The sequence below is a fragment of the Pseudomonas sp. TUM25319 genome, assembly GCF_056388475.1.
Map to the genome: position 1 here is coordinate 373,521 of NZ_CM150751.1, position 23,657 is coordinate 397,177.

General features: G+C 65.1%; 28 protein-coding genes. 22 read left to right on the forward strand and 6 right to left on the reverse strand.

Annotated elements, in window-relative coordinates; translation table 11 throughout:
- Positions 1-60 precede the first annotated feature (60 nt).
- Genes AC05QJ_RS01735 through AC05QJ_RS01750 form a run of 4 tightly spaced genes read left to right on the forward strand, consistent with a single transcriptional unit; the run spans position 61 to position 3,747 of the window.
- Entirely contained in the window at positions 61-960 is a 900-nt protein-coding gene (locus tag AC05QJ_RS01735) for a TauD/TfdA dioxygenase family protein (RefSeq protein ID WP_476745284.1), read from the forward strand.
- Between the two features lie 18 nt (positions 961-978).
- Positions 979-1,998, forward strand: a complete 1,020-nt coding sequence (locus AC05QJ_RS01740; RefSeq protein WP_476745285.1) for an ABC transporter substrate-binding protein — start codon at positions 979-981, stop codon at positions 1,996-1,998.
- A 4-nt stretch (positions 1,999-2,002) separates the two neighbouring features.
- On the forward strand, positions 2,003-2,866 hold the full coding sequence (locus AC05QJ_RS01745; RefSeq protein ID WP_476745286.1) for an ABC transporter ATP-binding protein: 864 nt from the start codon (positions 2,003-2,005) through the stop codon (positions 2,864-2,866).
- A gap of 14 nt (positions 2,867-2,880) precedes the next feature.
- Positions 2,881-3,747 (forward strand): ABC transporter permease, encoded by an 867-nt coding sequence (locus AC05QJ_RS01750; protein ID WP_476745287.1) that lies wholly within the window; start codon positions 2,881-2,883, stop codon positions 3,745-3,747.
- A 1-nt stretch (position 3,748) separates the two neighbouring features.
- Here the strand turns inward: AC05QJ_RS01750 and AC05QJ_RS01755 are convergent, their stop codons facing one another.
- Positions 3,749-4,759, reverse strand: coding sequence for a helix-turn-helix transcriptional regulator (locus AC05QJ_RS01755; protein WP_476745288.1), 1,011 nt, complete (start codon positions 4,757-4,759; stop codon positions 3,749-3,751).
- A 208-nt stretch (positions 4,760-4,967) separates the two neighbouring features.
- Between AC05QJ_RS01755 and AC05QJ_RS01760 the strand changes: the two genes are divergently transcribed.
- From AC05QJ_RS01760 to AC05QJ_RS01795, 8 genes are all read left to right on the forward strand, one after another.
- Positions 4,968-5,783 (forward strand): tetratricopeptide repeat protein, encoded by an 816-nt coding sequence (locus AC05QJ_RS01760; RefSeq protein WP_476745289.1) that lies wholly within the window; start codon positions 4,968-4,970, stop codon positions 5,781-5,783.
- A 114-nt stretch (positions 5,784-5,897) separates the two neighbouring features.
- Entirely contained in the window at positions 5,898-6,350 is a 453-nt protein-coding gene (locus tag AC05QJ_RS01765; RefSeq protein WP_476745290.1) for a MarR family winged helix-turn-helix transcriptional regulator, read from the forward strand.
- The gene (locus AC05QJ_RS01770; protein ID WP_476745291.1) at positions 6,347-8,437 is read left to right on the forward strand and encodes an FUSC family protein; all 2,091 of its coding nucleotides are present in this window, start codon (positions 6,347-6,349) and stop codon (positions 8,435-8,437) included. Before AC05QJ_RS01765 ends, AC05QJ_RS01770 begins: the two co-directional genes overlap by 4 nt.
- A complete protein-coding gene (locus AC05QJ_RS01775) occupies positions 8,434-8,646 on the forward strand; it encodes a DUF1656 domain-containing protein (RefSeq protein ID WP_476745292.1) in 213 nt (70 codons plus the stop codon). Before AC05QJ_RS01770 ends, AC05QJ_RS01775 begins: the two co-directional genes overlap by 4 nt.
- On the forward strand, positions 8,643-9,518 hold the full coding sequence (locus tag AC05QJ_RS01780; protein WP_476745293.1) for an efflux RND transporter periplasmic adaptor subunit: 876 nt from the start codon (positions 8,643-8,645) through the stop codon (positions 9,516-9,518). The genes AC05QJ_RS01775 and AC05QJ_RS01780 overlap by 4 nt, the downstream gene beginning before the upstream one ends.
- Positions 9,515-10,915: an efflux transporter outer membrane subunit gene (locus AC05QJ_RS01785; protein ID WP_476745294.1), complete on the forward strand. Its 1,401-nt coding sequence runs from the start codon at positions 9,515-9,517 to the stop codon at positions 10,913-10,915. The genes AC05QJ_RS01780 and AC05QJ_RS01785 overlap by 4 nt, the downstream gene beginning before the upstream one ends.
- A gap of 252 nt (positions 10,916-11,167) precedes the next feature.
- Entirely contained in the window at positions 11,168-11,407 is a 240-nt protein-coding gene (locus AC05QJ_RS01790; protein ID WP_458979663.1) for a DUF2789 domain-containing protein, read from the forward strand.
- A gap of 65 nt (positions 11,408-11,472) precedes the next feature.
- Entirely contained in the window at positions 11,473-12,111 is a 639-nt protein-coding gene (locus AC05QJ_RS01795; RefSeq protein ID WP_476745295.1) for an NADH:ubiquinone oxidoreductase subunit N, read from the forward strand.
- A 9-nt stretch (positions 12,112-12,120) separates the two neighbouring features.
- Here AC05QJ_RS01795 and AC05QJ_RS01800 read toward each other — a convergent pair whose 3' ends face one another.
- Positions 12,121-12,561 carry a CBS domain-containing protein gene (locus AC05QJ_RS01800; protein WP_476745296.1) on the reverse strand — a complete coding sequence of 147 codons (441 nt, stop codon included), beginning with the start codon at positions 12,559-12,561 and terminating at the stop codon, positions 12,121-12,123.
- A gap of 241 nt (positions 12,562-12,802) precedes the next feature.
- Between AC05QJ_RS01800 and AC05QJ_RS01805 the strand changes: the two genes are divergently transcribed.
- Positions 12,803-13,939: an ImmA/IrrE family metallo-endopeptidase gene (locus tag AC05QJ_RS01805; protein ID WP_476745297.1), complete on the forward strand. Its 1,137-nt coding sequence runs from the start codon at positions 12,803-12,805 to the stop codon at positions 13,937-13,939.
- The gene (locus tag AC05QJ_RS01810) at positions 13,936-14,433 is read left to right on the forward strand and encodes a DUF4411 family protein (RefSeq protein WP_476745298.1); all 498 of its coding nucleotides are present in this window, start codon (positions 13,936-13,938) and stop codon (positions 14,431-14,433) included. Before AC05QJ_RS01805 ends, AC05QJ_RS01810 begins: the two co-directional genes overlap by 4 nt.
- A gap of 52 nt (positions 14,434-14,485) precedes the next feature.
- Here the strand turns inward: AC05QJ_RS01810 and pobA are convergent, their stop codons facing one another.
- Positions 14,486-15,673, reverse strand: a complete 1,188-nt coding sequence (gene pobA / locus AC05QJ_RS01815) for a 4-hydroxybenzoate 3-monooxygenase (protein ID WP_476745299.1) — start codon at positions 15,671-15,673, stop codon at positions 14,486-14,488.
- A 183-nt stretch (positions 15,674-15,856) separates the two neighbouring features.
- Here pobA and AC05QJ_RS01820 point away from each other — a divergent pair, with 183 nt between their 5' ends.
- Positions 15,857-16,729 carry a helix-turn-helix domain-containing protein gene (locus tag AC05QJ_RS01820; protein ID WP_476745300.1) on the forward strand — a complete coding sequence of 291 codons (873 nt, stop codon included), beginning with the start codon at positions 15,857-15,859 and terminating at the stop codon, positions 16,727-16,729.
- A 12-nt stretch (positions 16,730-16,741) separates the two neighbouring features.
- Here the strand turns inward: AC05QJ_RS01820 and flgN are convergent, their stop codons facing one another.
- The 3 genes from flgN to flgA form a co-directional block, all read right to left on the reverse strand.
- Positions 16,742-17,173 (reverse strand): flagellar export chaperone FlgN, encoded by a 432-nt coding sequence (gene flgN / locus AC05QJ_RS01825; protein WP_476745301.1) that lies wholly within the window; start codon positions 17,171-17,173, stop codon positions 16,742-16,744.
- 39 nt (positions 17,174-17,212) lie between these two features.
- Positions 17,213-17,509 carry a flagellar biosynthesis anti-sigma factor FlgM gene (gene flgM / locus AC05QJ_RS01830; RefSeq protein WP_476745302.1) on the reverse strand — a complete coding sequence of 99 codons (297 nt, stop codon included), beginning with the start codon at positions 17,507-17,509 and terminating at the stop codon, positions 17,213-17,215.
- 89 nt (positions 17,510-17,598) lie between these two features.
- On the reverse strand, positions 17,599-18,261 hold the full coding sequence (flgA, locus tag AC05QJ_RS01835) for a flagellar basal body P-ring formation chaperone FlgA (protein WP_476745303.1): 663 nt from the start codon (positions 18,259-18,261) through the stop codon (positions 17,599-17,601).
- Between the two features lie 437 nt (positions 18,262-18,698).
- Between flgA and flgB the strand changes: the two genes are divergently transcribed.
- The 7 genes from flgB to AC05QJ_RS01870 are packed head-to-tail and all read left to right on the forward strand — an operon-like array spanning position 18,699 to position 23,657.
- Positions 18,699-19,112, forward strand: a complete 414-nt coding sequence (flgB, locus tag AC05QJ_RS01840) for a flagellar basal body rod protein FlgB (RefSeq protein WP_476745304.1) — start codon at positions 18,699-18,701, stop codon at positions 19,110-19,112.
- 17 nt (positions 19,113-19,129) lie between these two features.
- Positions 19,130-19,537 (forward strand): flagellar basal body rod protein FlgC, encoded by a 408-nt coding sequence (flgC, locus tag AC05QJ_RS01845; protein WP_476745305.1) that lies wholly within the window; start codon positions 19,130-19,132, stop codon positions 19,535-19,537.
- A 3-nt stretch (positions 19,538-19,540) separates the two neighbouring features.
- Positions 19,541-20,218 carry a flagellar hook assembly protein FlgD gene (locus AC05QJ_RS01850; protein ID WP_476745306.1) on the forward strand — a complete coding sequence of 226 codons (678 nt, stop codon included), beginning with the start codon at positions 19,541-19,543 and terminating at the stop codon, positions 20,216-20,218.
- A gap of 43 nt (positions 20,219-20,261) precedes the next feature.
- The gene (flgE, locus tag AC05QJ_RS01855; RefSeq protein WP_476745307.1) at positions 20,262-21,410 is read left to right on the forward strand and encodes a flagellar hook protein FlgE; all 1,149 of its coding nucleotides are present in this window, start codon (positions 20,262-20,264) and stop codon (positions 21,408-21,410) included.
- Positions 21,411-21,414: 4 nt separating this feature from the next.
- Complete coding sequence (locus AC05QJ_RS01860) at positions 21,415-22,170, forward strand: flagellar basal body rod protein FlgF (protein ID WP_476745308.1); 756 nt, start codon at positions 21,415-21,417, stop codon at positions 22,168-22,170.
- Between the two features lie 12 nt (positions 22,171-22,182).
- Entirely contained in the window at positions 22,183-22,965 is a 783-nt protein-coding gene (gene flgG, locus AC05QJ_RS01865) for a flagellar basal-body rod protein FlgG (RefSeq protein WP_476745309.1), read from the forward strand.
- A 5-nt stretch (positions 22,966-22,970) separates the two neighbouring features.
- Entirely contained in the window at positions 22,971-23,657 is a 687-nt protein-coding gene (locus AC05QJ_RS01870; RefSeq protein ID WP_476745310.1) for a flagellar basal body L-ring protein FlgH, read from the forward strand.

Genomic DNA, 23,657 nt, shown 5'->3' on the forward strand with positions numbered 1-23,657 from the left:
CCCGTGAGTTTCTTGATCGATGCGCGCACCTATTGGGCGCGCTCTGCGTGGGAGTGAATCATGTCAGCGGCCTCTAACGCCTTGTCGTCCAACGACAGCGCACAGCAGCAAGCCTTCGAAATCCGGCCTTTCAACGGCGCAGTCGGCGCCGAGATCATCGGCCTGGACCTGTCCCTTGCGGTCAACGGCGAAGACTTCGCCAAGATCCACCGGGCACACCTCGACCACCATGTCCTGGTCTTTCGCGACCAGCGCATAACCCCCGAACAACAGATCGCCTTCAGCCGCCGTTTCGGCGTGCTGCAGATCCATGTGCTCAAGCAGTTCCTGCTGGCCAACCACCCGGAAATCCTCATCGTCTCCAACATCGTCGAAAACGGCCAGAACATCGGCCTGGGCGATGCCGGCAAGTTCTGGCACTCGGACCTGTCGTACAAGGAGCTGCCGAGCCTGGGTTCGATGCTGCACGCCCAGGAGTTGCCCAGTGAAGGCGGCGACACCCTGTTCGCCGACATGCACAAGGCCTGGGACGGCCTGCCGCAGCACCTGCGCAAGGCGGTCGAAGGCCGCAGTGCGGCGCACTCCTACACCGCCCGCTACAGCGAAACCAAATTCGAAGGCAACTGGCGTCCGACCCTGACCGCCGAGCAACTGGCCCAGGTTCAGGAAGTCATTCACCCGGTGGTTCGCACCCACCCGGAAAACGGCCGCAAGGCGCTGTTCGTCAGCGAGGGCTTCACCACCCGCATCGTCGGCCTGCCCGAGGACGAGAGCCGGCAGATCCTCGCCGAGCTGTACGCCCACAGCGTGCTGGAGCAGAACATCTACCGCCATCAATGGCAGCCCCACGACCTGGTGTTCTGGGACAACCGCTCATTGATCCACCTGGCCACCGGCTGCCCGGCGCACCTGCGTCGCAAGCTGTACCGCACCACCATCCAGGGCGACGCCCCGTTCTGATCCGTCGAGGACTTCATCATGCGTAAATCATTCAGCCGCCTCGCGGCCAGCATCGGCCTGGGCGCGAGCCTGATCGCCGGTAGCCTCGTGGCGCCCGCCGCGGCCCAGGCCGAAGGCGAAATCCGTATCGCCGAACAGTTCGGCATCGTTTACCTGCTGCTCAACGTGGTCCGTGACCAGGGCCTGATCGAGAAGCACGGCAAGGAGCAGGGCATCGACATCAAAGTCGACTGGACCCAACTTTCCGGTGGCGCCGCTACCAACGACGCGCTGCTGTCGGGCTCGGTGGACATCGTCGGTGCCGGCGTCGGCCCGCTGCTGACCATCTGGGACCGCACCTACGGCCGCCAGAACGTCAAGGCCGTGGCCTCGCTGGGCAACTTCCCGTACTACCTGCTCAGCAGCAACCCGAACGTGAAGAGCATCGCCGACATCACCGAGAAAGACCGCATCGCCCTGCCAGCGGTGGGCGTCTCGGTGCAGTCGCGCTTCCTGCAGTACGCCGCCGCCCAGCAGTGGGGCGACAAGGACTACAACCGCCTCGACAAATACACCCTGGCCGTACCGCACCCGGACGCCACCGCGGCCCTGCTGGCCGGCGGCACCGAGCTGAACGGGCACTTCTCCAACCCGCCGTTCCAGGAGCAGGCGCTGGGCAACAAGGACGTGCATGTGGTGCTCGACACCTACGAACTGCTCGGTCCCAACTCGCCGACCGTGCTGTTCACCACCGAGAAATTCCGCAAGGACAATCCCAAGACCTACAAAGCCTTCGTCGAGGCCCTGGCCGAAGCGGCGGACTTCGCCCAGAACGACAAGGCGGCTGCCGCCGACACCTACATCCGCGTGACCAAGGCCAAGATCAGCCGCGACGAGCTGCTGAAGATCATCGACAACCCGAAATACGAGTTCACGGTCACCCCGAAGAACACCTACAAGCTGGCGGATTTCCTGTACCGGGTCGGCGCCATCAAGCACAAGCCGGAATCGTGGAAGGACTACTTCTTCCAGGACGAAAAACCGTTGCAGGGGAGCTGAGTTCATGACCGCCCGATTGCAAGGCCACACGGCCAGCAAGCTGAGCCGCGTAGACACCCCACCGCTGTTGCAGGTGGACAACCTCAGCCTGGAATACCGCACCGCGCAGCGCGTGGTGCGGGCCACCCACCAGGTCAGTTTCGAAGTGGACAAGGGCGACCGGTTCGTCCTGCTCGGACCGTCCGGCTGCGGCAAGTCGACCTTGCTCAAGGCCGTCGGCGGTTTCATCCCGCCGAGCGAAGGCACCATCCGCCTGCAAGGCCAGGCGGTGCACGGCCCGGGCCCCGACCGCATCGTGGTGTTCCAGGAGTTCGACCAGTTGCCGCCCTGGAAAACCGTGAAGCAGAACGTGATGTTCCCGCTGCTGGTGTCCGGCACCCTCAAGCGCGCCGAAGCCGAGCAGCGGGCCCTGGAGTATCTGCAGAAGGTCGGCCTGGCGGCCTTTGCCGACGCCTATCCTCACACGCTTTCCGGCGGCATGAAGGCGCGGGTGTCGATCGCCCGGGCACTGGCGATGCAGCCGAAGATCCTGCTGATGGACGAACCCTTCGCCGCCCTCGACGCCCTGACCCGGCGCAAGATGCAGGAAGAGCTGCTGCAACTGTGGGAAGAAGTGCGCTTCACGCTGTTGTTCGTCACCCACTCCATCGAGGAGGCGCTGGTGGTGGGCAACCGCATCCTGTTGCTGTCGCCGCATCCGGGGCGCGTGCGGGCCGAGGTCCACAGCCACCAGTACGACCTGCACAGCCTGGGTGGCGCCGACTTCCAGGCCAGCGCCCGGCGTATCCACAACCTGCTGTTCGAAGACGGTCAGGGGCCGGCCGATGAGGTCGACCTGGGCTTCAACGACATCCGCATCGCCTACTGACCGGGAGCCTTTTCATGACGACTTCATCCACCCCGCGTCAGGAATACGAGATTGCCCTGCAACCCTGGGACGGCGTTGCCCTGGAGCGCGAACTGCCACTGATCCAGCGCCTGTGGCAACACGGCTGGCTGCGCAAGAGCGTGATCCTGATCGTGCTGGCGGTGCTCTGGGAGGCGGTAGCCCGCTACCAGAACAACGACCTGTTGTTGCCGACCTTCCTGCAAACCGCCCAGGCGCTGTACGAGGGCCTGATCAGCGGCGAACTGCTGGAGAAGGTCGGCGTGTCGCTGGTGGTGCTGCTCAAGGGCTACGTGCTCGGCATTCTGCTGGCCTTCGGTCTGACCAGCCTGGCGGTGTCGACCCGCATCGGCCGTGATCTGCTCGATACCCTGACTTCAATGTTCAACCCGTTGCCGGCCATCGCTCTGCTGCCGCTGGCGCTGCTGTGGTTTGGCCTGGGCGAGAACAGCCTGATCTTCGTGCTGGTGCACTCGGTGCTCTGGGCGTTGGCACTGAACACCTATGCGGGCTTTCTTGGCGTCAACGAGACCCTGCGCATGGCCGGGCGCAACTACGGCCTGCGCGGGCTGCGCCTGGTGCTGCACATCCTGGTGCCGGCGGCGCTGCCGTCGATCCTCTCGGGGCTGAAGATCGGCTGGGCCTTTGCCTGGCGTACGTTGATCGCCGCCGAGCTGGTGTTCGGCGCCACCAGCGGCAAGGGCGGTCTGGGCTGGTACATCTTCCAGAACCGCAACGAGCTGTACACCGACAAGGTCTTCGCCGGCCTGGCCGTGGTCATCCTCATCGGCCTGCTGGTGGAGAGCCTGGTGTTCAATGCGCTGGAGCGGGTGACCGTGCGGCGCTGGGGCATGCAGCGCTGAGTCACTCGTCCTGGTACTGCGCCGCCGCGTTGCTCAGGGTCTTGGCGATCAATTGACGCAATGCCGGCGGCGCTTCGACGATCAGCTCGTCGCCCTGGCTCAGCAGCCACCAGCGCAGGCTCCAGCTGTTGCTGACGGTCGCCGCCAGACGGTGGCCGTCGTCCTGGCGGGTGAGGGTCATGTCGGCTGACAGCGGCGTCTCGCGCACCAGGCGCGCGAGGTTGTCGCTGATCCTGGCGCGCAGCTCGATTTTCTCGGCGCTGCCGAACTGCAGGGCATCGCTGCTCAGGTAGTGCTGCAGGTCGAATTCGTCCAGGCCCTGGGCCGGGCTGTCGAGCACGCTGACCTGGCGGAAGCGATGCACGGCGAACTGGCGGATGTCGGTGAACGGCGTGGCCGTGGCGATTAGGTAGGCGACCTGGCCGCGCTGGATCAAGGCCAGCGGGTTGAGCGTCAGCTCGACGTTGCGGTCGTTGTGTGCCGAGTAGTACTGGCACTGCAACTGGTACTCCTCCAGCAAGGCTTTCTGCACCGTTTCCAGAATGCTGTCGGGCACTTCCGGGGCCTGCATGTTCATGTCCGGGCGCACGCTGGCGACCTTGTCCAGCCAGCGCGCCGCCTTGTTCTCCGCCGACAGGTGCTCGAGCTTCTGCCGGGCATGACTGAAGCGGGCGTCCAGGCCCTTGAGCATGCTGCCTGGCAGCAGCGGACGCACGGCTTCTTCCACCAGCGCCAGGCTGAGTGCCTCGCTGACGCTCAGGCCACGCAACTCCACGCAGGCATTCGCGGCCCAATACCAACCGTAGGGAATGCTGCGGTCGTTGCGCTCCAGCGGGAAGATCAGCGACAGCTCGTTGAGGTCGCGCTCGATGCTGCGCTTGCTGATGCTGAAGCCCGCGTCCTTGAGGCGCATTACCAGCTCCGCGCTGGTGATGCCGGGCGAGCGGCTGGGGAGTTGACGCAGCAATTCCCATTGACGGCTGAGGGTGGCGCGGGTGGTGGCGGAGGGCAAAACGGTGAGTCCTTGTCTAGGCTTGCGGCGATAGCCTGTGGTGCGTCACAGGTTATGGCATTTTGCCACTAATTCATCCACTCAGGGACGAATCGTTGAATTGGCCCGACCAGCGTGTTCGCGACAGGTTTTGTCGTGACACTCAGCAGAATCACGCCTCATCGCCCGCACGGAAAAAAACAGGAAGGGCGGCTCAATGAGGATGAACATGTCTGCTGCCAGCAATATCTATTCTCTGCTCGGACGCCTGCTGCCCGAGCGTGTCGTGCCTGCGCCCGGTCGTACTCATGCACGGCGGATCTACACCGGCGTCGGCATGCCGGCGCAGCGGGCCGCGTTGGGAGAGAGCTTCAGCCTGGTCAGCCTGCTCGACGAAGCGCCAGACCTGCAGACGGTCTACGGCGACCTGCGCCAGCAAGCGCTGGACGGCAGCGCCGCGGCGCTCAACGACCTGGGCTGGATCTGGCTCAACGGCCGCTACTGGCGCGCCGACCCGGTGCTCGCCGGGCACCTGCTGCGCATGGCCGCGTTGCAGGGCAGCGCGGTGGCCTGGTTCAACCTCGGGCAGCAGTTCTACTTCGGCAAGGGCGTGGAGATTTCCTATGCCAGCGCAGCCGACTACTACCGGCATGCGTTCGAGGCGGGCCTGGCCGAGGCTGCGGCCGCCCTGGGCGATCTGTATGAAGAAGAGGTCTGCGACAGCGACAGCAACCTCTGGTGGGTGGATCTGCAGCAGGCCTATGAATGGTTCCTGCGGGGGGCCCAGCGTGGCGATGCGCGCTGTCGTTTCGAAACCGGTTATCGCCTGCTGCACGGCCAGCAGGTCGCCCCGGACGCCCGTGCCGGCGTGTACTGGCTGGAGCTGGCGGCGGTGGCCGGGGTGACCCAGGCGGCGGAAGAACTGGCGCTGCATTTCAATGCCACCGACAACCAGCTTCGCTACCTGTTCTGGCGGGACCAGGCGATCAACCTGGGCAGCCCGCTGGCGCTGACCCTGAAACTGGAAGACCAGTTACGGATCTGAGGAGGGCAGGGCGCAGCTTTCATCGAGCCCACGCCGAAAGGCTATTGACGCTCAGGGGCGTGATCGCAGAGTATTGATAGTTAGCAAACTATGAATATGGTCACTACCGCTCCCATGACTCTCGACGCACTGCAAATGAACACCAGCAGCGGCATGGTGGCAGCCAGCCGCAACTGGCGGCGCATCTGCCAGACCACCCTGGCGCGCTTCGGCATTTCCGAAGCCTGTGCGGTGCCCTTGCTGATGATCCTGCGCCTGGGTGACGGCGTGCATCAGGTGGCGGTTGCCCAGGCGGTGGGGGTGGAAAGCCCGTCGCTGGTACGTCTGCTGGACCAGTTGTGCGGCGCCGGTTTCGTCTGCCGCAGCGAAGACCCGGGTGACCGTCGGGCCAAGGCGCTGAGCCTGACCGACAGCGGCCGCGAACTGGCTGAAGCCATCGAAAACGAACTGGTGCGCCTGCGCCGCGATGTGCTCAAGGACATTCCCGCCGCCGACCTCGAAGCCGCCCTGCGGGTGGTCAAGGCGTTCGAAGACGCCGCCCAGCGCTCGCCGGGCCTGCCCCTGTGAAGCACTTCTTCAGCTCCATGCCGCCGGCGCGGGACTGGTTCTACGGCGTGCGCACCTTCGCCGCCTCGATGATCGCCCTGTACATCGCGCTGCTGCTGCAACTGCCACGGCCCTACTGGGCAATGGCGACGGTGTACATCGTTTCCAGCCCGTTCGTCGGGCCCACCAGTTCCAAGGCGCTGTACCGTGCCGTCGGTACGCTGATCGGCGCTGCCGGCGCGGTATTCCTGGTGCCGCTGCTGGTGCAGGCGCCGGTGCTGCTGACCATTGCCATCGCCCTGTGGACCGCCACGCTGCTGTACCTCTCGCTGCACCTGCGCACGGCCAACAGCTACACCCTGATGCTGGCCGGCTACACCCTGCCGATGATCGCCCTGCCGGTGGTGGACAACCCGCTGGCGGTGTTCGACATCGCGTCGTCCCGGGCCCAGGAAATCTGCCTCGGTATCGTCTGCGCGGCGGTGGTCGGCGCCGTGTTCTGGCCGCGCCGGCTGACCCCGGTGTTCGTTGGTGCCACCGGCAACTGGTTCGCCGAGGCGACCCGCTACAGCGACACTTTTCTCTCGCGCATCACCGCTGCCGAGGCCGTGGCCGGCCTGCGCGGGTCGATGGTCACCACCTTCAACTCGCTGGAAATGATGATCGGCCAGCTCTCCCACGAAGGCGCCCGCCCGCAGACGGTGAAGAACGCTCGCGAACTGCGTGGGCGGATGATCCACCTGCTGCCGGTGATCGACGCCCTCGACGACGCCTTGCTCGCCCTTGAAGCCCGCGCGCCTCAGCAGGCGCAACAGATCCACGGCCTGCTGCAAGACGCCCGCGACTGGCTGCAGAGCAGCACCAAAGACGCCTCGGTCGAACGCTGGAAGGCGCTGCGCGAGCAACTCGACCGGCTGCAACCCAGCGTGGCCGAGATGGACGAGCGCCCCGGCCTGCTGCTGTCCAACGCCCTGTACCGGCTCGGCGAATGGATCGACCTGTGGCAAGACCTGTGCAGCCTGAAGCAGGCCATCGCCAGTGAAGACCTGTCGCCCTGGCGCGCCGTGTACCGGCACTGGCGCCTGAGCCGGCTGACGCCGTTCCTCGACCGCGGCCTGATGCTCTACTCGGTGTTCTCCACCTTCACCGCGATCCTCGCCGCCACGTCCCTGTGGATCCTCACGGGCTGGGCCGACGGCGCCAGTGCGGTGATCCTCGCTGCGGTCGCGTGCAGCTTCTTCGCCGCCATGGACGACCCGGCGCCGCAGATCTACCGGTTCTTTTTCTGGACCACGCTGTCGGTGGTGTTCGCCAGCCTCTACCTGTTCCTGGTGCTGCCCAACCTGCACGACTTCCCGATGCTGGTGCTGGCCTTCGCCGTGCCGTTCATCTGCGTCGGCACGCTGACCGTGCAGCCGCGTTTCTACCTCGGCACGTTGCTGACCATCGTCAACACGGCCTCGTTCATCAGCATCCAGGGCGCCTACGACGCGGACTTCCTGGCCTTCGTCAACGCCAACATCGCCGGCCCCGTGGGGTTGCTGTTCGCCTTTATCTGGACCCTGGTGATGCGCCCGTTCGGCGTCGAACTGGCGGCCAAGCGCCTGACCCGTTTCAGTTGGCAGGACATCGTCGGCATGACCCAGCCGGCGACCCTCGCCGAGCACCGGCGCCTTGGCGTACAGATGCTCGATCGCCTGATGCAGCACCTGCCGCGCCTGAGCCAGACCGGGCAGGACAGCGGCAGCGCCCTGCGTGACCTGCGTGTGGGCCTGAACCTGCTCGACCTGCTGGCCTACCTGCCACGGGCTGCAGCGCAACCACGGGCGGCGCTGGAAACAGTGATCGCCGAGGTCGGCGCGCACTTCCAGGCCTGCCTCGACGCCCGCGAGCGCTTTCACGCGCCTCCAGCGTTGCTGGGCAGCATGGAACTGGCGCGTCGCGCCCTCAATCTCGAGGCCATGGACGGCCACGGTGATGCCCGTCGGCATCTGCTTCACGCCCTCAGCGGCCTGCGCCTGGCGCTGCTGCCCGGTGTCGAAGTAGTGCTCGAGCCCACCGACCGTCAACCGCAACTGCCTTACGGCCTCGATGGAGCGCCCCTGTGATCGGTGAACTGGATATCAGCGGGGTGTTCCTGCCCACGCTGCTGGTGATGATGCTGGCCAGCTACGGACTGTTCCTCGTTATCCACGCGGTGCTCAACCGCGTGCATTTCTACCGCCTGGTCTGGCACCGGGCGTTGTTCAACGTTGCGCTCTACGCCGTGCTGCTCGGCACGGTGGACCACTTTTGCCGAAACCTGATGCTGCCATGAAAAAACCTTTGTTGACCCTGGGCCGCGTGGTCCTGACCCTGCTGGTGGTGACCCTGGCGACCGTGCTGGTCTGGCAGATGGTCCTGTACTACATGTTCGCTCCCTGGACCCGCGACGGGCATATCCGCGCCGACGTGATCCAGGTGGCGCCGGACGTCTCCGGCCTGATCCAGCAGGTCGAGGTGCGCGACAACCAGCCGATCAAGCGCGGCGACGTGTTGTTCACCATCGACCAGGACCGCTTCCGCCTGGCCCTGCGCCAGGCCCAGGCGACCCTCGCCGAACGCAAGGAAACCCTGGCCCAGGCGCAGCGCGAAGCGAAGCGCAACAAGGGCCTGGGCAACCTGGTGGCGGCCGAGCAACTGGAAGAAAGCCAGTCTCGCCAGGCCCGTGCCCAGTCGGCGCTGGACGAAGCCCAGGTAGCGGTGGACGCGGCCCAGCTCAACCTCGACCGCTCGGTGGTGCGCAGCCCGGTCAACGGCTACCTCAACGACCGCGCGCCGCGGGCCCACGAGTTCGTCAGCGCCGGTCGCCCGGTGCTGGCGGTGGTGGACAGCGAGTCGTACCACGTCGATGGCTATTTCGAAGAAACCAAGCTGTCCGGCATCCAGATCGGCCAGGCGGTGGACATCCGCGTGATGGGCGACAACACCCGGCTGCGCGGTCATGTCCAGAGCATCGCCGCCGGCATCGAAGACCGCGACCGCAGCAGCGGCGCCAACCTGCTGCCCAACGTCAACCCGGCGTTCAGCTGGGTGCGCCTGGCCCAGCGGATTCCGGTGCGCATCGCCTTCGACGAAGTGCCGGCGGACTTCCGCCTGATTGCCGGGCGTACCGCGACGGTGTCGATCATCGAGGATGCGCGGCAATGAAAAGGCTGTCGCTGCTGGGCATCGGCCTGATGCTGTCGGCCTGCCAGATGGTCGGGCCGGATTACCACCTGCCGGAGAAGGCCGCCTTCAACCGCGGCGACTTGCAAGGCCCGCTGCGAGCGGACGCCGACAGCGTGGTCTCGGCACCGGTGCCCGCCGACTGGTGGCGGCTGTATCAGGACAAGCGGCTCGATGCGCTGGTCAGCCAGGCGCTGGCGGCCAATACCGAGCTGCGGGTGGCCGCGGCCAACATCGGCCGGGCCCGCGCCCAGGTCGAGGAAGCCCAGGCCCAGGGTGGCTTCAATGGCGGCGTGAAGCTGGGCGCGCAACGCCTGCAGGAGTCGGGCGAAGCCTTTCTGCTGGCCGACAAGGTGCCGGTGGCGAACATCGGCGAGGCGATCATCAGCGCGTCCTACCAGTTCGACCTGTGGGGCACCCTCAAGCGTGGTGTCGAAGCGGCCCAGGCCAACGCCGATGCCGCCCAGGCGGCGGCCGACACCGCCCGGATCACCGTGGTCGCCGACGTGGTGCGCGCCTACACCCAGGTCTGCGCGGCCAACGAAGAACTGCACATCGCCCGCGAATCGCTGGACCTCCAGGACCAGAGCGTCAGCCTGACCCGCCGCCTGCGCGATGCCGGGCGTGGCGACGAAACCCAGGTGACCCGTTCGGAAACCCGCTTCAAGTCGCTGCGGGCCGAGCTGCCGCGTTATCAGGCGGCACGGGAGGCCGGGCTGTTCACCCTGTCCATGCTGCTGGCCAAGCCTGTTGACCAATTGCCGGCCGGCACCGCCGATTGCGCCGAACTGCCGCACATCGCCCAACTGATCCCGGTGGGCGATGGCGCTGCGCTGCTCAAGCGCCGCCCGGACGTGCGCCGTGCCGAACGGCAACTGGCGGCGGCCACCGCCACCATCGGCGTCGCCACCGGCCAGCTCTACCCGGACATCAGCATCGGCGCCCAGGTGGGCACCATCGGTATCCTGGAAAACCTTGGCAAGCCGGCCACCAACCGCTGGGGCTTCGGCCCGCTGCTGACCTGGACCGTACCGACCAACGGCTCGCGCGCCCGGATCCGCGAGGCCGAGGCCAGCACCCAGGCGGCGCTGGCCAGCTTCGACGGCGTGGTGCTCAACGCCATCCGCGAGACCCAGACCAGCCTCGCCCAGTACAGCGCGCTGCTGGACCGCCGCGATGCCCTGGAAGAGGCCGAGCGTTCGGCAAAACTGGCAGCCGACCAGACCCACCGCTTCTACCAGGCTGGTCGGGCCTCCTTCCTCGCCGACCTCGAAGCGATGCGCACCTACACCGACATGCGTGCGCAACTGGCGACGGCCAACACCCAGGTGGCGATGGGGCAGATCGGCCTGTTCCTGGCCCTGGGCGGCGGCTGGTAGTCCGTTTGTCCTGTTGCTGCGGTTGGACCTGTGGGAGCGGCTTCAGCCGCGAATGGGCGCGCAGCGGCCACAAAACCTGAATCCCTGTTGCGTCAGTCCAATCCGGGATTCAGGTTTTACGACGGCTCTGCCGCCGTTCGCGGCTGAAGCCGCTCCCACAGGTTTTGTGTCAGGCGATGAGCATTCCCTGGCCTAAACTTTCACTCCCCGAGGCGATCAATCCCTTGACCGACCCACACAAAGGAGTGACCCATGGACCTTTCCCACCACGAATTTTCCGCCCTGTTCGAGCAGCTTGGCCTGCCCTCGGACGCCACCAGCATCCAGCAATTCCTCACCAGCCATTCCCCGCTCAAGAACGAAATCAAGCTGGTGGACGCGCCGTTCTGGAGCGAGAGCCAGCGTGCCTTCCTCAAGGCCGAGTACATCGCCGACTCGGACTGGATCATGACCATCGATCAACTCAACGTCGCCCTCAGAAATAAACGCTGAGCGGCACCCTATGATCCCGATTGGCGTTGCTATGCTCAGAAAAAAACAACAAGGGGACAGCGCCAATGAAAGACCCCTACGCCGTTGGCTTCTGGGCTGCCGTGACCGCCCTGGGCCTGCTGACCGCCGGTTATTTCTACGGGGTCAGGGAAGTTCACCAGCTCGATCAGGCCCGGCAGTTCCTCTACGGTGCCGCCGGTCTGATCGCGGCCCTCGCTCTGACCTCACTGGCGTGGTTGCGCTGGCAACTGCTCAAGGTGCGTCGACGTCAGTTGGAGCAGGGGCGAACGCTGGTAGCCATCTGGAACACCAAGGTGGCCTTGCGCCGGGTCGAAACCGTGTTCGACCGCTATTTCTGGGGAAGTTACTGGCAGCCCGGGCGCACCTTCCAGGAAGTCATGGGCGAGCTTGAAGGCACGCCGCTGGAGCGCAGCCTCGAAGCCCTCAAGGCCCAGTGCCAGGAGCTCGACCAGGAAATCCACGACCGCCGCCGCCACTGGCTGAACAATGCCCGTGAACTCTCGAGCGTGGCTGCGGCGATGGCGCGGGAGCGTTATCAGCTGGACCTGTGCGACTCGCAGCAAAGTGCCAGGCGCGGTGCCGCAGTGCTCAACCGCGACCTTGAAGTGCTGGTGTACACCTGGTCGGCGCGGTTGCGCAGCTTCGACCACCAGCTCGACGAGCTGGAGGGCGAATACCGCTGAGGCGGGCGATCACTCGCCGCGGATGTACTGTTCCAGTTGGCGGATCAGATCGGCCTGCTCGGCGATGGCTTCCTTGACCAGGTCGCCGATCGACAGCAGGCCGAGCAGCTTGCCATCCTCGACCACCGGCAGGTGCCGCAGGTGGCTGTTGGTCATCATGTTCATGCAGGTGTCGACTTTCTGGTGCGAGTCCACGGTGATGACCGGCGAACTCATGATCTCGCGCACTTCCGTGCCCACCGACGAGCGCCCCTTGAGCACCATCTTGCGCGCATAGTCGCGTTCACTGACGATCCCCACCACCTTGCCGTCCTCGACCACCGGCAGTGCGCCGACGTTCTTCTCGGCCATCACCATCAAGGCTTCCAGTACCGTCTGGTGAGGCTTGATGGTGTACACCTCGTTAACGTGCTGGGACTTCAACTTCAATAGCTGTGCCACGGTCTTCATTGCGCGCCCTCTGTTGGGGTGGGTGTCGGAACGCCAGATACCTCAAGAATCGTGCACGCGGGGCTTGGGGGCAAGGCTGAAAACGGCATGAAGGTGATTGAAAAGCGTCATGGACAAAACTTTTAAGGCCCTGTGTGCGTTCGGTCTGAAAGGTATGTCAGTCAACGCCCATGGAAATTGACGCCCCCGAAGACCCGCACCTATAGTCACCCAACCTTCAGAACACCCCCACAGTTGCTGCATGAGCCAAGCTGCCCTTATCAACCCCGCTATCCTCACCTGGTCCCGTGAACGGGCCGGCATGAGCACCGAAGAGCTGGCCAGGAGACTTCCCGCCAAGCCTGAGCGCGTGCTTGCCTGGGAGTCCGGAGTGAAGAAGCCCACCTTCAAGCAGGCGCAGCACTGGGCAAGCATCGCTCACGTGCCTTTCGGCTTTCTGTTCCTGAGGGAGCCGCCGGTCGAGCACCTGCCATTGCCGGATCTGCGCACGATTGAGGGGCATCTTCCCGAACAGCCAAGCCTGAACCTGATGGACACGGTGAAGGACGTACTGCGCAAGCAGGAGTGGTATCTCGAGTACCTGCAGGATCATCAGGCTGAACGCTTGCCTTTCGTTGGACGATTTACCTCGAACAGCCCTGTCAGGGATGTCGTTGCCGACATCCGCAAGACACTGAACGTCGACGCCCACGCCTCGCGTCTCAACTACGACGCTTATGTCCGATCCCTGATCCAGGCTGCCGAGTCGCTGGGCATTCTGGTCATGCGCAGTGGCGTCGCTCTGGGCAACACCCATCGCAAACTGGATGTCGCGGAGTTTCGTGGATTTGCCATCAGCAACGTCTTCGCGCCTGTCATTTTCATCAACAGCGCCGACGCCCCTGCGGCCCGGCTGTTTACCTTGATGCACGAAATGGCGCATATCTGGATCGGCAGCAGCGGCGTTTCCGATGGCGGAAAGCCGGGTGGTCGGCGAGAAGAAGTGCTTTGCAATGCGGTAGCGGGAGAGTTCCTGGTGCCCGAGGATCTGCTGAGAGCGCATTGGGACCTACAGGTGCACTGGCAGGCCAATCTTGCGCCGCTCTCTTCCCGCTTTCATGTCAGCAAGCTGGTGATCGGTCGCCGAGCCCGCGATCTTGGCTTGGTGCCCAGCGAGGAGTACGGCGCCTATTACCGTCAGGTGCTCCGGGAGTTTCAGGAAAAAGAAGGTGGCGCAGGCGACTTCTATGCCACCGCCAAAGCCAAGAACAGCGCGCGCCTGAGCAGAGCGGTGGTGGCGGAGGCACTGAGTGGGCGAATGCTACTGCGTGACGCTGGCCGGCTATTGGGTGTGCAGCCGGCAAAGATCAGGAATTACGCCAGCCGGGTAATGGAATGAAGCACTTACTGGATGCCAACACGCTGATCGAAGCGAAGAATCGCTATTACGGCATGAAGATCTGTCCCGGCTACTGGTCGTGGCTGGTCTTGCAAAACCAGGCTTTCGAGCTTGCCAGCATCGTTCCCGTGAAGGACGAACTTACCAGAGGCAGGGATGAACTGGCCGACTGGGCCAAAGATAATCCCGTTCTTTTCCACGACATCAGCGACGCGCCGACCCAGCATGCGTTCGCGCAACTGGTTGAGGCCATTGCGCCGCTGAGTGCCGCCATGAAGGTCGGTGCGCTAGACGAGTTCCTGAGTGGCGCCGATCCGTGGTTGATCGCGAAAGCCATGTCCACAGGCGCCACTGTGGTCACTCACGAGGTGTTGAATCTGGAGGTGAAACGCAAGTTCATCATCCCCAACATCTGTCGGATGTTCGATGTCCCCTACATGAACACGTTTGAGTTGCTCACCAGTCTGCGAGCCGAGTTCGTCCTCTCCGCGTGATGCATGGCAAGGTATTGCATAGGCCCGGGATTCCGGGCCTTTTGCATCGAACCTATCGCACTTCCTCATACGGCAGCCCCACATAGTTCTCCGCGATATTCACCAGCCCCGCGTGGGAGTTGAGGAAGTACTCACGGTCGGCCTCCTGCATCTTGCGGTCCCAGGCGTCCTTCGCGCCGTCGAAGTCGTGCAGCAGGTTGGTCATGAACCAGCTGAAGCGTTCGCCTTTCCACACCCGGCGCAGGGCCAGTTCGGAGTATTTCTCCAGCAGGTCGGTGCGACCCTCGCGGTAGACCTTGACCAGGATGCGGTACAGGTAGCAGACGTCCGAGGCCGCCAGGTTCAGACCCTTGGCACCGGTGGGCGGGACGATGTGGGCAGCGTCGCCGACCAGGAACAGCTTGCCGTACTGCATTGGCTCGACCACGAAGCTGCGCAGCGGCGCGATGCTCTTTTCCAGCGACGGACCAGTCACCAGGCGCTCGGCCACCTCTTGCGGCAGGCGGGCCTTGAGTTCGTCCCAGAAACGCTCGTCGCTCCAGTCCTCGACCTTGTCGGTGAGCGGCACTTGCAGGTAGTAGCGGCTGCGGGTCAGCGAGCGCTGGCTGCACAGGGAGAAGCCGCGTTCGTGCTGGGCGTAGATCAGCTCTTCGTTGACCGGCGGCGTATCGGACAGCAAGCCCAGCCAGCCAAACGGATAGATGCGCTCGTATTCGGTCAGCACGCCTTCGGGAATGGTCTTGCGCGAGACGCCGTGGTAACCGTCGCAGCCGGCGATGTAGTCGCAGTCGATGCGCCGTGGCTGGCCGTCCTGGACGAAGGTGACGTGGGGCGACTCGCCCTTGACCTCGTGCAACTCGACCTCGCTGGCCGAGTAGATGATCGGCGCGCCATTGGCGGCGCGGGCGTCCATCAGGTCGCGGGTGACTTCGGTCTGGCCGTAGACCATCACGCTCTTGCCGCCGGTGAGTTCACTGAGGTGGATCGGCACGCGCTTGCCATCGAACACCAGTTCCACGCCTTCATGGACCAGGCCCTCAGCGTCCATCCGCTGGCTGACGCCGGCTTCGCGCAGCATGTCCACGGTGCCCTGTTCCAGGACGCCGGCGCGGATGCGGCCGAGCACGTACTCGGCGCTCTGGCGTTCGATGATGATGTTGTCGATGCCGGCCTTGTGCAGCAACTGGCCGAGCAGCAGGCCGGACGGACCTGCCCCGATGATTGCAACCTGAGTGTTCATTATTGTTGTCTCGTCAGAGGGTTGCGGGTCGTGGCCGCGAACCTGTTGTTAGGGATGCACCTGTATTTTTTGCTGACGAAACCGTGAAAAGAAGGTGATATCCCGCTTGAAAATTGCACTTTTGGAAAATGTGTCCGATTATCGGCCTTTCGCGTTTTTCGACGTGCTCGCGCAGGCCCGACCATGAAATCCGGCAACCCAGGCGTTCCTGTTTTCAAACTCTACGGCGAGAGCCAGGCCTGGCCGACGCCGGACCTGTTGCATTGCGAGTCCATCCCCAAGCGCAGCAGCCTGCATCACTGGGAGATCAAGCCGCACCGGCATGCCGATCTGTTCCAGTTGCTGTACGTGCAGCGCGGACGGGCGGTGGTGGAGGTAGAAGGGCGGCGTAGCGAGATCGGCGAGCCGTCGATTCAGGTCATTCCTCCGTTGTGCGTGCACGGCTTTCAGTTTTCCGAAAACATCGAGGGCTACGTCCTGACCCTGGGCGCGCCGCTGGTGGAGCAACTGGAAAAGCAGTTGGGCGGCCCGCTGGCGGTGCTGGCGTCGTCGGGTTGCTACCCGGCCGGCGACAACCGCCGTTACCTGAACACGCTGTTCGACGCCCTGCTCAAGGAGTACGAAGGCAGCGCCGCGTCCCGCGACCTGGTGCTGGGTTCGCTGGTGAATGTGCTCATGGTCTGGATCAGCCGGCACCAGCAGCAGAATGCCCCGGCCAGTGGCCGCGACGAGCGCAACCGTCATGTGCTCGCGCGTTTCATCAAGCTGGTGGAACAGCACTATCGCGAGCACCTGACCGTAGAGACCTTCGCCCACCGCCTGGGCATGTCTGCCGTGCACCTGAACAACCTGTGCCGCCAGTCGGCGGGGCAGAGCGCCTTGCAGATCATCCACCAGCGCCTGCTGCTGGAGGCGCGGCGCAACCTGATCTACACCAACATGACCGTGGCCCAGGTGTCGGACAGCCTGGGCTTTGCCGACCCTGCGTATTTCTCGCGGTTCTTCCGGCGGCTCAGCGGGGTGTCGCCGAACGGTTTCCGGCGTACAGCGCTCTGATGCCGCGAGCGCTTACGACAGGCTGGGCAATGGCCGCCCGTTCGGGCCGTACAGCCGGTCGGCGGTGATCCGGTCGAGAAAATCCAGGATCTGTTGATTACCCTTCAGGCGCATCCCCAGCGACTCGCCATTGACCCGGTTCAGCGCCCGCGCCCGCAGTGCCGATTGCCGCAGGCGGCGCCAGGCGGCGAGGCAGTCGGCCTCGCGTACTGCGCGCAATGCGCCTTCCCGGCCGGGGCCGTAGCCAAGCTTCAACTGCGCGCCAACGCGCATCGCCTCCAGTTGTTCCAGCCGCAGCAACGCCGCCTGCTTGCCCGCCACCAGTTCGCGCAGACGCTCGGCGTCGACCCGCGCCTGGGCCAGGGTCAGGCGCTCCTGTTCCAGCAACTGCAACAACTGCTCGACCACCTGATGTTGCAGGCCGAGGTGTCTGTCCAGACTCATAAACACTCCATTTTCAGAACTGATCTGCCGCGCCGACGTTCACGTCGGCTCGATGTCGATCATTTCCCGGGCGTCGGCCACCAGGCCGGTGTAGATGCTTTCCGGGTCGACCTTGAAGCTGCCGTCGCCGATGGCCTGGCGCAGGGCGGCGACCTTTTCCAGATCGACCGTCGTCGCCGCGTCGGACTCGGTGAGGGTCGCGACCTGCGAGAGCTGCACGGCGCCGTCCTGGAGCGAGTCCAGCGCCTGCGACTCGACCCGCGCCGGCGCGGCGCCGGCCTGGCTGCTGTCGGTCGAAGGGGGAAGACTGGGGGGCGGGGAGCTGATGATTTTCACGATAGAGGCTTCGGTTGGCTGTGGTTGCAACAACTATCGGCATTGGCGAGGGCCACCTTTGGCCGGCGATAGGATTTCGATGAAAAATTTCAGTCACGCAGCCGCAACTGGTTCTTGCCGACCACCTGGGCTTCGAGCATCCGCCCGTCGTTGCCGACGAAGCGCACGGTGTTGCCCAGGCTGCCGTTGTCCAGCGCCTTGCCGTCGCGGGTGAGGCTGAATCCTGCGCCCTGGGCCCGCAGCGACACGCGGCTGTTGCGCTCCACCAGCCAGCGCTCGCGCAGCGCCTTGAGCGCCACCACGCTTCCGGCTCCGACACCCCGCGCGGCTTGCCGGCCGACGACTTGATCGGCGCGCAAGGCGCTGCCGTTGGGCAGGTCTTGCAGCGGGCCGCGACGGCTGGCCAGCATGTCGCTGCTGATCGTCTCGCCGACGTCGATCTTGCGGGCGCTGACCACATAGCTGCCACTCGCGGCGACCTTGACCTGCAAATAGCCGAGCACGGCCTCATCGGCGCCGCAGTTCACACCCACCGCCACCCGCCCGACAGGCAGGCGACGCGGATGCACCAGATAGGGCCGTGGCTCGACGCAGGCCAGGATCCGCTCCGCCGGCTGGCCGATGTCCACGCTGGTCAGGCGACTGCCGGCGGCCAGGTGTTGCTCCACCAACTGCGTTATCCGCGTTTGCAACCCGCTGTCCCGGGCGAGCGTGGTGCCGGTTTGAAGCAGGCAGAGCAGTGCGGCCAACATCGTGCCTTTCATAGACATAAGGATCAGTAGGTCTCGAAATCATTGAGGGAGGCGTTGCGGTGTTCTTGAAATTGAGCGCCGCCTCTGCGGCGCATCGCCGGCAACGCCGGCTCCCACGATCGAGTCGACCTCAAAAACGTCTCAGCGACAGATCGTCTTGCATCCAAAGGCTGACGGCGCAGACCTCACTGGCTATGGCGCGTTGCAACGAATGTGGGAGCCGGCGTTGCCGGCGATGCGCCGCGCGGGCGGCGCTCGATCTCGAAAACCCGGAAGAGTTCTCGACATGCTTGCCCCAGCCACCGCGCAATTCTAGGCGCCCCCACGCCAGGGCAAAGCTCGAATTGCTCGCCAAATAGCGGTCTGTTCCTGCCTTTGCCCTGTCCCTGGCGCCACTAATCTGCTGGCCGTTCAAACAGACGCACGGGCCCGCGGGCATGATCGACAAACTCGACAACGAGCTGCGCTTCCAGCAAGACGCGCTGAACTTGCGCGCGGAGCGCCAGCAGGTGCTGGCCAACAACATCGCCAACGCCGATACCCCAGACTTCCGCGCACGGGACTTCGATTTCGCCGCCGAGCTCGCCAGTTCCCTGAGCGAAGACCGCGCCAGCGGGCGCGGCATGTCGCTGGCCACCACGTCGGATCGCCACCTGCGGGCGTCGTCGAGTGGCGTCTCGACCCGCGAGCTGCTGTACCGCGTGCCCGACCAGCCCAGCCTCGACGGCAACACCGTGGACATGGACCGCGAACGCGCCCAGTTCGCCGACAACAGCGTGCGCTACCAGGCCAGCCTGACCTTCCTGACCAACCGCCTGCAGTCGCTCAAGACCGCGATGCAGTCCGAATAACCTCCGGGGAACCCAGCATGTCGATGTTCAGCATTTTCGATATCGCAGGCTCGGCGCTCAGCGCCCAGTCCCAGCGCATGAACGTGACCGCCAGCAACCTGGCCAACGCCGACACCACCAGCGGCCCCGACAGCGAGGCCTACCGCGCCCGCCAGGTGGTGTTCGAGAGCCAGTACCAGGGCGGCACCGAGGTGGGCGGGGTGCGGGTCAGCCAGGTGGTCGAGGACGAGTCGCCGATGCGCCAGGAATACCGCCCCGGCGACCCGCTGGCCGACGAGTCGGGCTACGTCACCATGCCCAACGTCGAGCCGGTGGGCGAAATGGTCAACATGATCTCCGCCTCGCGCTCCTACCAGGCCAACGTCGAAGTCATGTCCGCCAGCAAAGAACTGATGCTCAAGACCCTGACCCTCGGCGAGGCGTAATCCATGACCAGCACCATCGCAAGTTCGGTCCTCTCGACCATGAACAGCAGCAGCGACACCAGCGAGAGTTCCAGCTCCAGTGCGGCAGGGCTGCAGGATGAGTTTCTCACCCTGCTGACCACGCAATTGCAGAACCAGGACCCGACCGACCCGCTGGACAACAGCGAGATGGTCACCCAGCTCGCGCAGATCAGCACCATCAGCAGCATCGAGGAAGTGACCACCACCCTGGAGGGCATTTCCGGCCAGATCAGCGCTGCCGAAACCCTGCAGGCCTCGGCGCTGGTGGGCAACGGCGTGCTGATCGAAGGCAACACCATCCAGGTCGCCAGCGGTGTCGCCACTGCCTTTGGCGTGACCCTGGGCAGCGATGCCGACGACGTCACCGTCACGGTCAAGAACAGCGCCGGCAAGGTGGTCGCCACCCTGGACGCGGGCGACATGAGCGCCGGCACCCAGTCGCTGTACTGGGACGGCGTGCAGGACGACGGCAGCACCGCCGCCGACGGCAGTTACACCTTCAGCGTGAGCGCCACCGCCGACGACAGCGCAGTCAGCGCCACGACCTTGAAGTACGCGCTGGTCACCGGCGTGACCACCGACAGCAGCAACCAGGTCGCCCTCGACCTGGGCGGGGTCAACGAAAACGTCGGCCTGAGCGATATCAAGCTGGTCCTCTGAACCCTACCCACCGCGTCATCGCTCGTTCATCAGGAGAACAACCATGGGCTTTTCCCAAGCGCTGAGCGGCCTGTCCGCCGCTTCCACCGACCTGAACGTGGTCAGCAACAACATCTCCAACTCGCAGACCGTGGGTTTCAAGAGCTCCACGGTGCAGTTCGCCGATGTCTATTCGGACGCCGACGTGGGCCTGGGCACCACGGTGTCGGGGGTGGTGCAGAACTTCGGGGCGGGCAGCCTGACCACCACCGACAACAGCCTGGACCTTGCCATCAACGGCGACGGCTTCTTCACCTTCACCGACGGCACCCAGACCGTCTACTCGCGTAACGGCCAGCTGACCCTGACCGCCGAGGGCTACCTGGTGAACTCGGCGGGCGACCAGTTGCTCGGCGTCAACGGCGTGATCCAGATCCCCACCAGCGGCATGCAGGCCAGCGCCAGCACCGAGCTGAACGCCGAGCTGAACCTGGACGCCAGCGAAGACGTCATCACCTCGACCTTCGATGCCACCGACGCCTCGACCTATTCGTACTCCACCACCGCGACCATCTACGACTCGCTGGGCAACAGCCACACCTCGACGCTGTACTTCACCAAGTCCGCCGAGAACACCTGGGACGTGCACACCGCCATCGACGGCAACCTGCTCAGCGACACCCAGACGGTGACCTTCAGCTCCAGCGGCCTGATCACCAGCGGCGCCACCGGCACCTACACCTACGACCCGGACAACGGCGCCGCCGACATGTCCTTCGAGCTGGACCTGACCGGCACCACCCAGTTCGGCAACGACTCGGAAGTCTCGGACATCTCCCAGAACGGCTACACCTCCGGCAGCCTGGTGAGCTTCACCATCGACGACACCGGCACGGTGATCGCCACCTACTCCAACGATCAGACCCAGACCATCGCCCAGATCCAGCTGGCGACCTTCTCCAACGAAAACGGCCTGAAGTCCAACGGCAACAACACCTGGCTGGCCACCAGCTCGTCCGGCCAGGCGCTGCTGGGCGTGGCCGGCAGCGGCTCGCTGGGCTCGATCCTCAGCGGCACCACCGAAGACTCCAACGTCGACCTCACGGCCGAGCTGGTGAACCTGATCATCGCCCAGCGCAACTTCCAGGCGAACGCCAAGTCGGTCACCGCCCAGAGCGAAGTGCTCCAGCAAGCCGTGAACATCGGATCCTGATGCCATGGACCGGATGCTTTTCACCGCCATGAGCGGGGCCAACCAGGCGCTGGAACAGCAGGCGGTGGTGGCCAACAACCTGGCCAACGTCGTCACCCCGGGCTTCCGTGCGCAGCTGGTGGAAATGCAGTCCTCGCCGGTGGCGGGCGACGGCCTGCCGACTCGGGTCTCGGTCAGCGCCCACGGTGTGGGCGTGGACTGGACCGAAGGCCCGACTACCCACACCGACCGCAACCTCGACGTGGCCCTGGGCGAGAACGCCATGCTCGCGGTGCAGGCCGCCGATGGCAGCGAGGCCTACACCCGCCGCGGCGACCTGCAGGTAGACGGCAGCGGCGCCATGACCGTGGCCGGCCTGCCGGTGATCGGCGATGGCGGCCCGATCAGCGTGCCTCTGGGCAGTGAGGTCAGCCTCGGCAGCGACGGCACCATCAGCGTCCGCGAGCAGGGCATGGAGCCGCGCGGGCTCAGTCCGGTGGGGCGTCTGAAACTGGTGTCGGCGCCGCCTGGCACGCTGGAAGTGGGCCTCGACGGTCTGTTCCGCCAGCCGCCGGATGCCAACGGCGTCAGCCAGCCGCTGGCGGCCGACGAGAGCCTGCGCCTCACGCCGGGCGCGCTGGAGGGCAGCAACGTCAGTCCCACCGGCGCCATGGTTGCGATGATCGACAACGCCCGCCGCTACGAGCTGCAGATGAAAGCCATCAGCAGCGCCGACGAAAACGCCAAGACCGCCAACCAGTTGCTGTCGATGCAGGGTTAAAGGGAAAGCAAGATGATCAGATCGCTGTGGACGGCCAAGACCGGTCTCGAAGCCCAGCAGGAACAGCTCGACGTGATCGCCAACAATCTGGCCAACGTCAGCACCAACGGTTTCAAGCGCTCGCGGGCGGTGTTCGAAGACCTCGTCTACCAGAACGTGCGCCAGCCGGGCGCCCAGAGCAGCACCGACACCCGCCTGCCGTCCGGCCTGCAGGTCGGTACCGGTGTGCGCCAGGTGGCCACCGAGCGCCTGCACACCCAGGGCAACCTGGAGCAGACCAGCAGCTCCAAGGACCTGGCCATCAACGGCGGCGGCTTCTTCGAAGTGGACATGCCCGACGGCTCCACCGCCTACACCCGTGACGGCAGCTTCCAGCTCGACGCCAACGGCGAGATGGTCAGCTCCAACGGCTACAAGCTGACCGCCGGCATCACCATCCCGGCCAACGCCACCTCGGTCACCATCAGCTCGGACGGTATCGTCTCGGTGACCCAGCCCGACAGCGCCACCTCGACCCAGGTGGGCCAGCTGAACCTGGCGCTGTTCATCAACAACGCCGGGCTGCAGAGCATCGGCCAGAACCTCTACCTGGAGACCGACGCCTCCGGCGCGCCCACCGAGACCACTCCGGGCCTGAATGGCGGCGGCACCCTGAGCCAGGGCTACGTCGAGACCTCCAACGTCAACGTGGTGGAGGAGATGGTCGGCATGATCCAGACCCAGCGCGCCTACGAAATCAACAGCAAGTCGGTGGAGACCTCCGACGAAATGCTCCAGCGCCTGTCGCAGCTCTGATCGCCATGACTCTTTCAGGCGTTCTCCGTTCGTCCGGCGCTCCTGCGTTGCTGCTGTCGGCCCTGCTGGCATTGTCGGGTTGCGGCCCGCTGGCGCGCCAGCCGGTGGTGCCCGACGAGTCGATGGACATTCCGTCGCCACCGCCGCGCCAGGCCAATGGTTCGATCTATCAGGGCCGGCGCGGCTCGCAGCCGCTGTTCGAAGACCGCCGGCCACGGGTGGTGGGCGACACCCTCACGGTCGAGCTCAACGAGCAGGTCAGCGCCAGCAAGACCTCGTCCTCCAGTGCCGACCGTTCCGGCAGCATGGGCCTGGCCTTTTCCACCAGCTCCGACCGCGACTCCAAGGTCGGCAACTACGGCCTGAATGCCTCCACCGACCATGAATTCGCCGGTAGCGGTGGCTCGCGGGCCAACAACTCGTTCACCGGCACCATCTCGGTGACGGTCATGGAAGTGCTGCCCAACGGCAACCTGCGGGTCCGCGGCGACAAACAGATCGCCATCAACCAGGGCACCGAGTTCATCCGTTTCTCCGGCGTGGTCAACCCGCGCACCATCACCGGCGACAACACCGTGCTGTCGACCCAGGTGTCCCTGGCCCGCATCGAATATGTCGGCGAGGGCTACATCAACGAGGCGCAGCGCATGGGCTGGCTCCACCGCGTGCTGCTCAACCTGTCGCCGTTCTAG

Excerpts from the sequence above, each read along its gene's own strand:
- AC05QJ_RS01745 (WP_476745286.1), top strand. The coding sequence starts at position 2,003 with ATGACCGCCCGATTGCAAGGCCACACGGCCAGCAAGCTGAGCCGCGTA.
- AC05QJ_RS01795 (WP_476745295.1), top strand. The coding sequence starts at position 11,473 with ATGAAAGACCCCTACGCCGTTGGCTTCTGGGCTGCCGTGACCGCCCTG.
- AC05QJ_RS01780 (WP_476745293.1), top strand. The coding sequence starts at position 8,643 with ATGAAAAAACCTTTGTTGACCCTGGGCCGCGTGGTCCTGACCCTGCTG.
- AC05QJ_RS01800 (WP_476745296.1), bottom strand. The coding sequence starts at position 12,561 with ATGAAGACCGTGGCACAGCTATTGAAGTTGAAGTCCCAGCACGTTAAC.
- AC05QJ_RS01785 (WP_476745294.1), top strand. The coding sequence starts at position 9,515 with ATGAAAAGGCTGTCGCTGCTGGGCATCGGCCTGATGCTGTCGGCCTGC.
- AC05QJ_RS01765 (WP_476745290.1), top strand. The coding sequence starts at position 5,898 with ATGACTCTCGACGCACTGCAAATGAACACCAGCAGCGGCATGGTGGCA.
- AC05QJ_RS01820 (WP_476745300.1), top strand. The coding sequence starts at position 15,857 with ATGAAATCCGGCAACCCAGGCGTTCCTGTTTTCAAACTCTACGGCGAG.
- AC05QJ_RS01805 (WP_476745297.1), top strand. The coding sequence starts at position 12,803 with ATGAGCCAAGCTGCCCTTATCAACCCCGCTATCCTCACCTGGTCCCGT.
- AC05QJ_RS01740 (WP_476745285.1), top strand. The coding sequence starts at position 979 with ATGCGTAAATCATTCAGCCGCCTCGCGGCCAGCATCGGCCTGGGCGCG.
- AC05QJ_RS01850 (WP_476745306.1), top strand. The coding sequence starts at position 19,541 with ATGACCAGCACCATCGCAAGTTCGGTCCTCTCGACCATGAACAGCAGC.
- AC05QJ_RS01790 (WP_458979663.1), top strand. The coding sequence starts at position 11,168 with ATGGACCTTTCCCACCACGAATTTTCCGCCCTGTTCGAGCAGCTTGGC.
- flgC (WP_476745305.1), top strand. The coding sequence starts at position 19,130 with ATGTCGATGTTCAGCATTTTCGATATCGCAGGCTCGGCGCTCAGCGCC.
- AC05QJ_RS01870 (WP_476745310.1), top strand. The coding sequence starts at position 22,971 with ATGACTCTTTCAGGCGTTCTCCGTTCGTCCGGCGCTCCTGCGTTGCTG.
- AC05QJ_RS01735 (WP_476745284.1), top strand. The coding sequence starts at position 61 with ATGTCAGCGGCCTCTAACGCCTTGTCGTCCAACGACAGCGCACAGCAG.
- flgA (WP_476745303.1), bottom strand. The coding sequence starts at position 18,261 with ATGTTGGCCGCACTGCTCTGCCTGCTTCAAACCGGCACCACGCTCGCC.
- AC05QJ_RS01750 (WP_476745287.1), top strand. The coding sequence starts at position 2,881 with ATGACGACTTCATCCACCCCGCGTCAGGAATACGAGATTGCCCTGCAA.
- flgG (WP_476745309.1), top strand. The coding sequence starts at position 22,183 with ATGATCAGATCGCTGTGGACGGCCAAGACCGGTCTCGAAGCCCAGCAG.
- AC05QJ_RS01810 (WP_476745298.1), top strand. The coding sequence starts at position 13,936 with ATGAAGCACTTACTGGATGCCAACACGCTGATCGAAGCGAAGAATCGC.
- AC05QJ_RS01860 (WP_476745308.1), top strand. The coding sequence starts at position 21,415 with ATGGACCGGATGCTTTTCACCGCCATGAGCGGGGCCAACCAGGCGCTG.
- flgE (WP_476745307.1), top strand. The coding sequence starts at position 20,262 with ATGGGCTTTTCCCAAGCGCTGAGCGGCCTGTCCGCCGCTTCCACCGAC.
- pobA (WP_476745299.1), bottom strand. The coding sequence starts at position 15,673 with ATGAACACTCAGGTTGCAATCATCGGGGCAGGTCCGTCCGGCCTGCTG.
- flgB (WP_476745304.1), top strand. The coding sequence starts at position 18,699 with ATGATCGACAAACTCGACAACGAGCTGCGCTTCCAGCAAGACGCGCTG.
- flgN (WP_476745301.1), bottom strand. The coding sequence starts at position 17,173 with ATGAGTCTGGACAGACACCTCGGCCTGCAACATCAGGTGGTCGAGCAG.
- AC05QJ_RS01760 (WP_476745289.1), top strand. The coding sequence starts at position 4,968 with ATGTCTGCTGCCAGCAATATCTATTCTCTGCTCGGACGCCTGCTGCCC.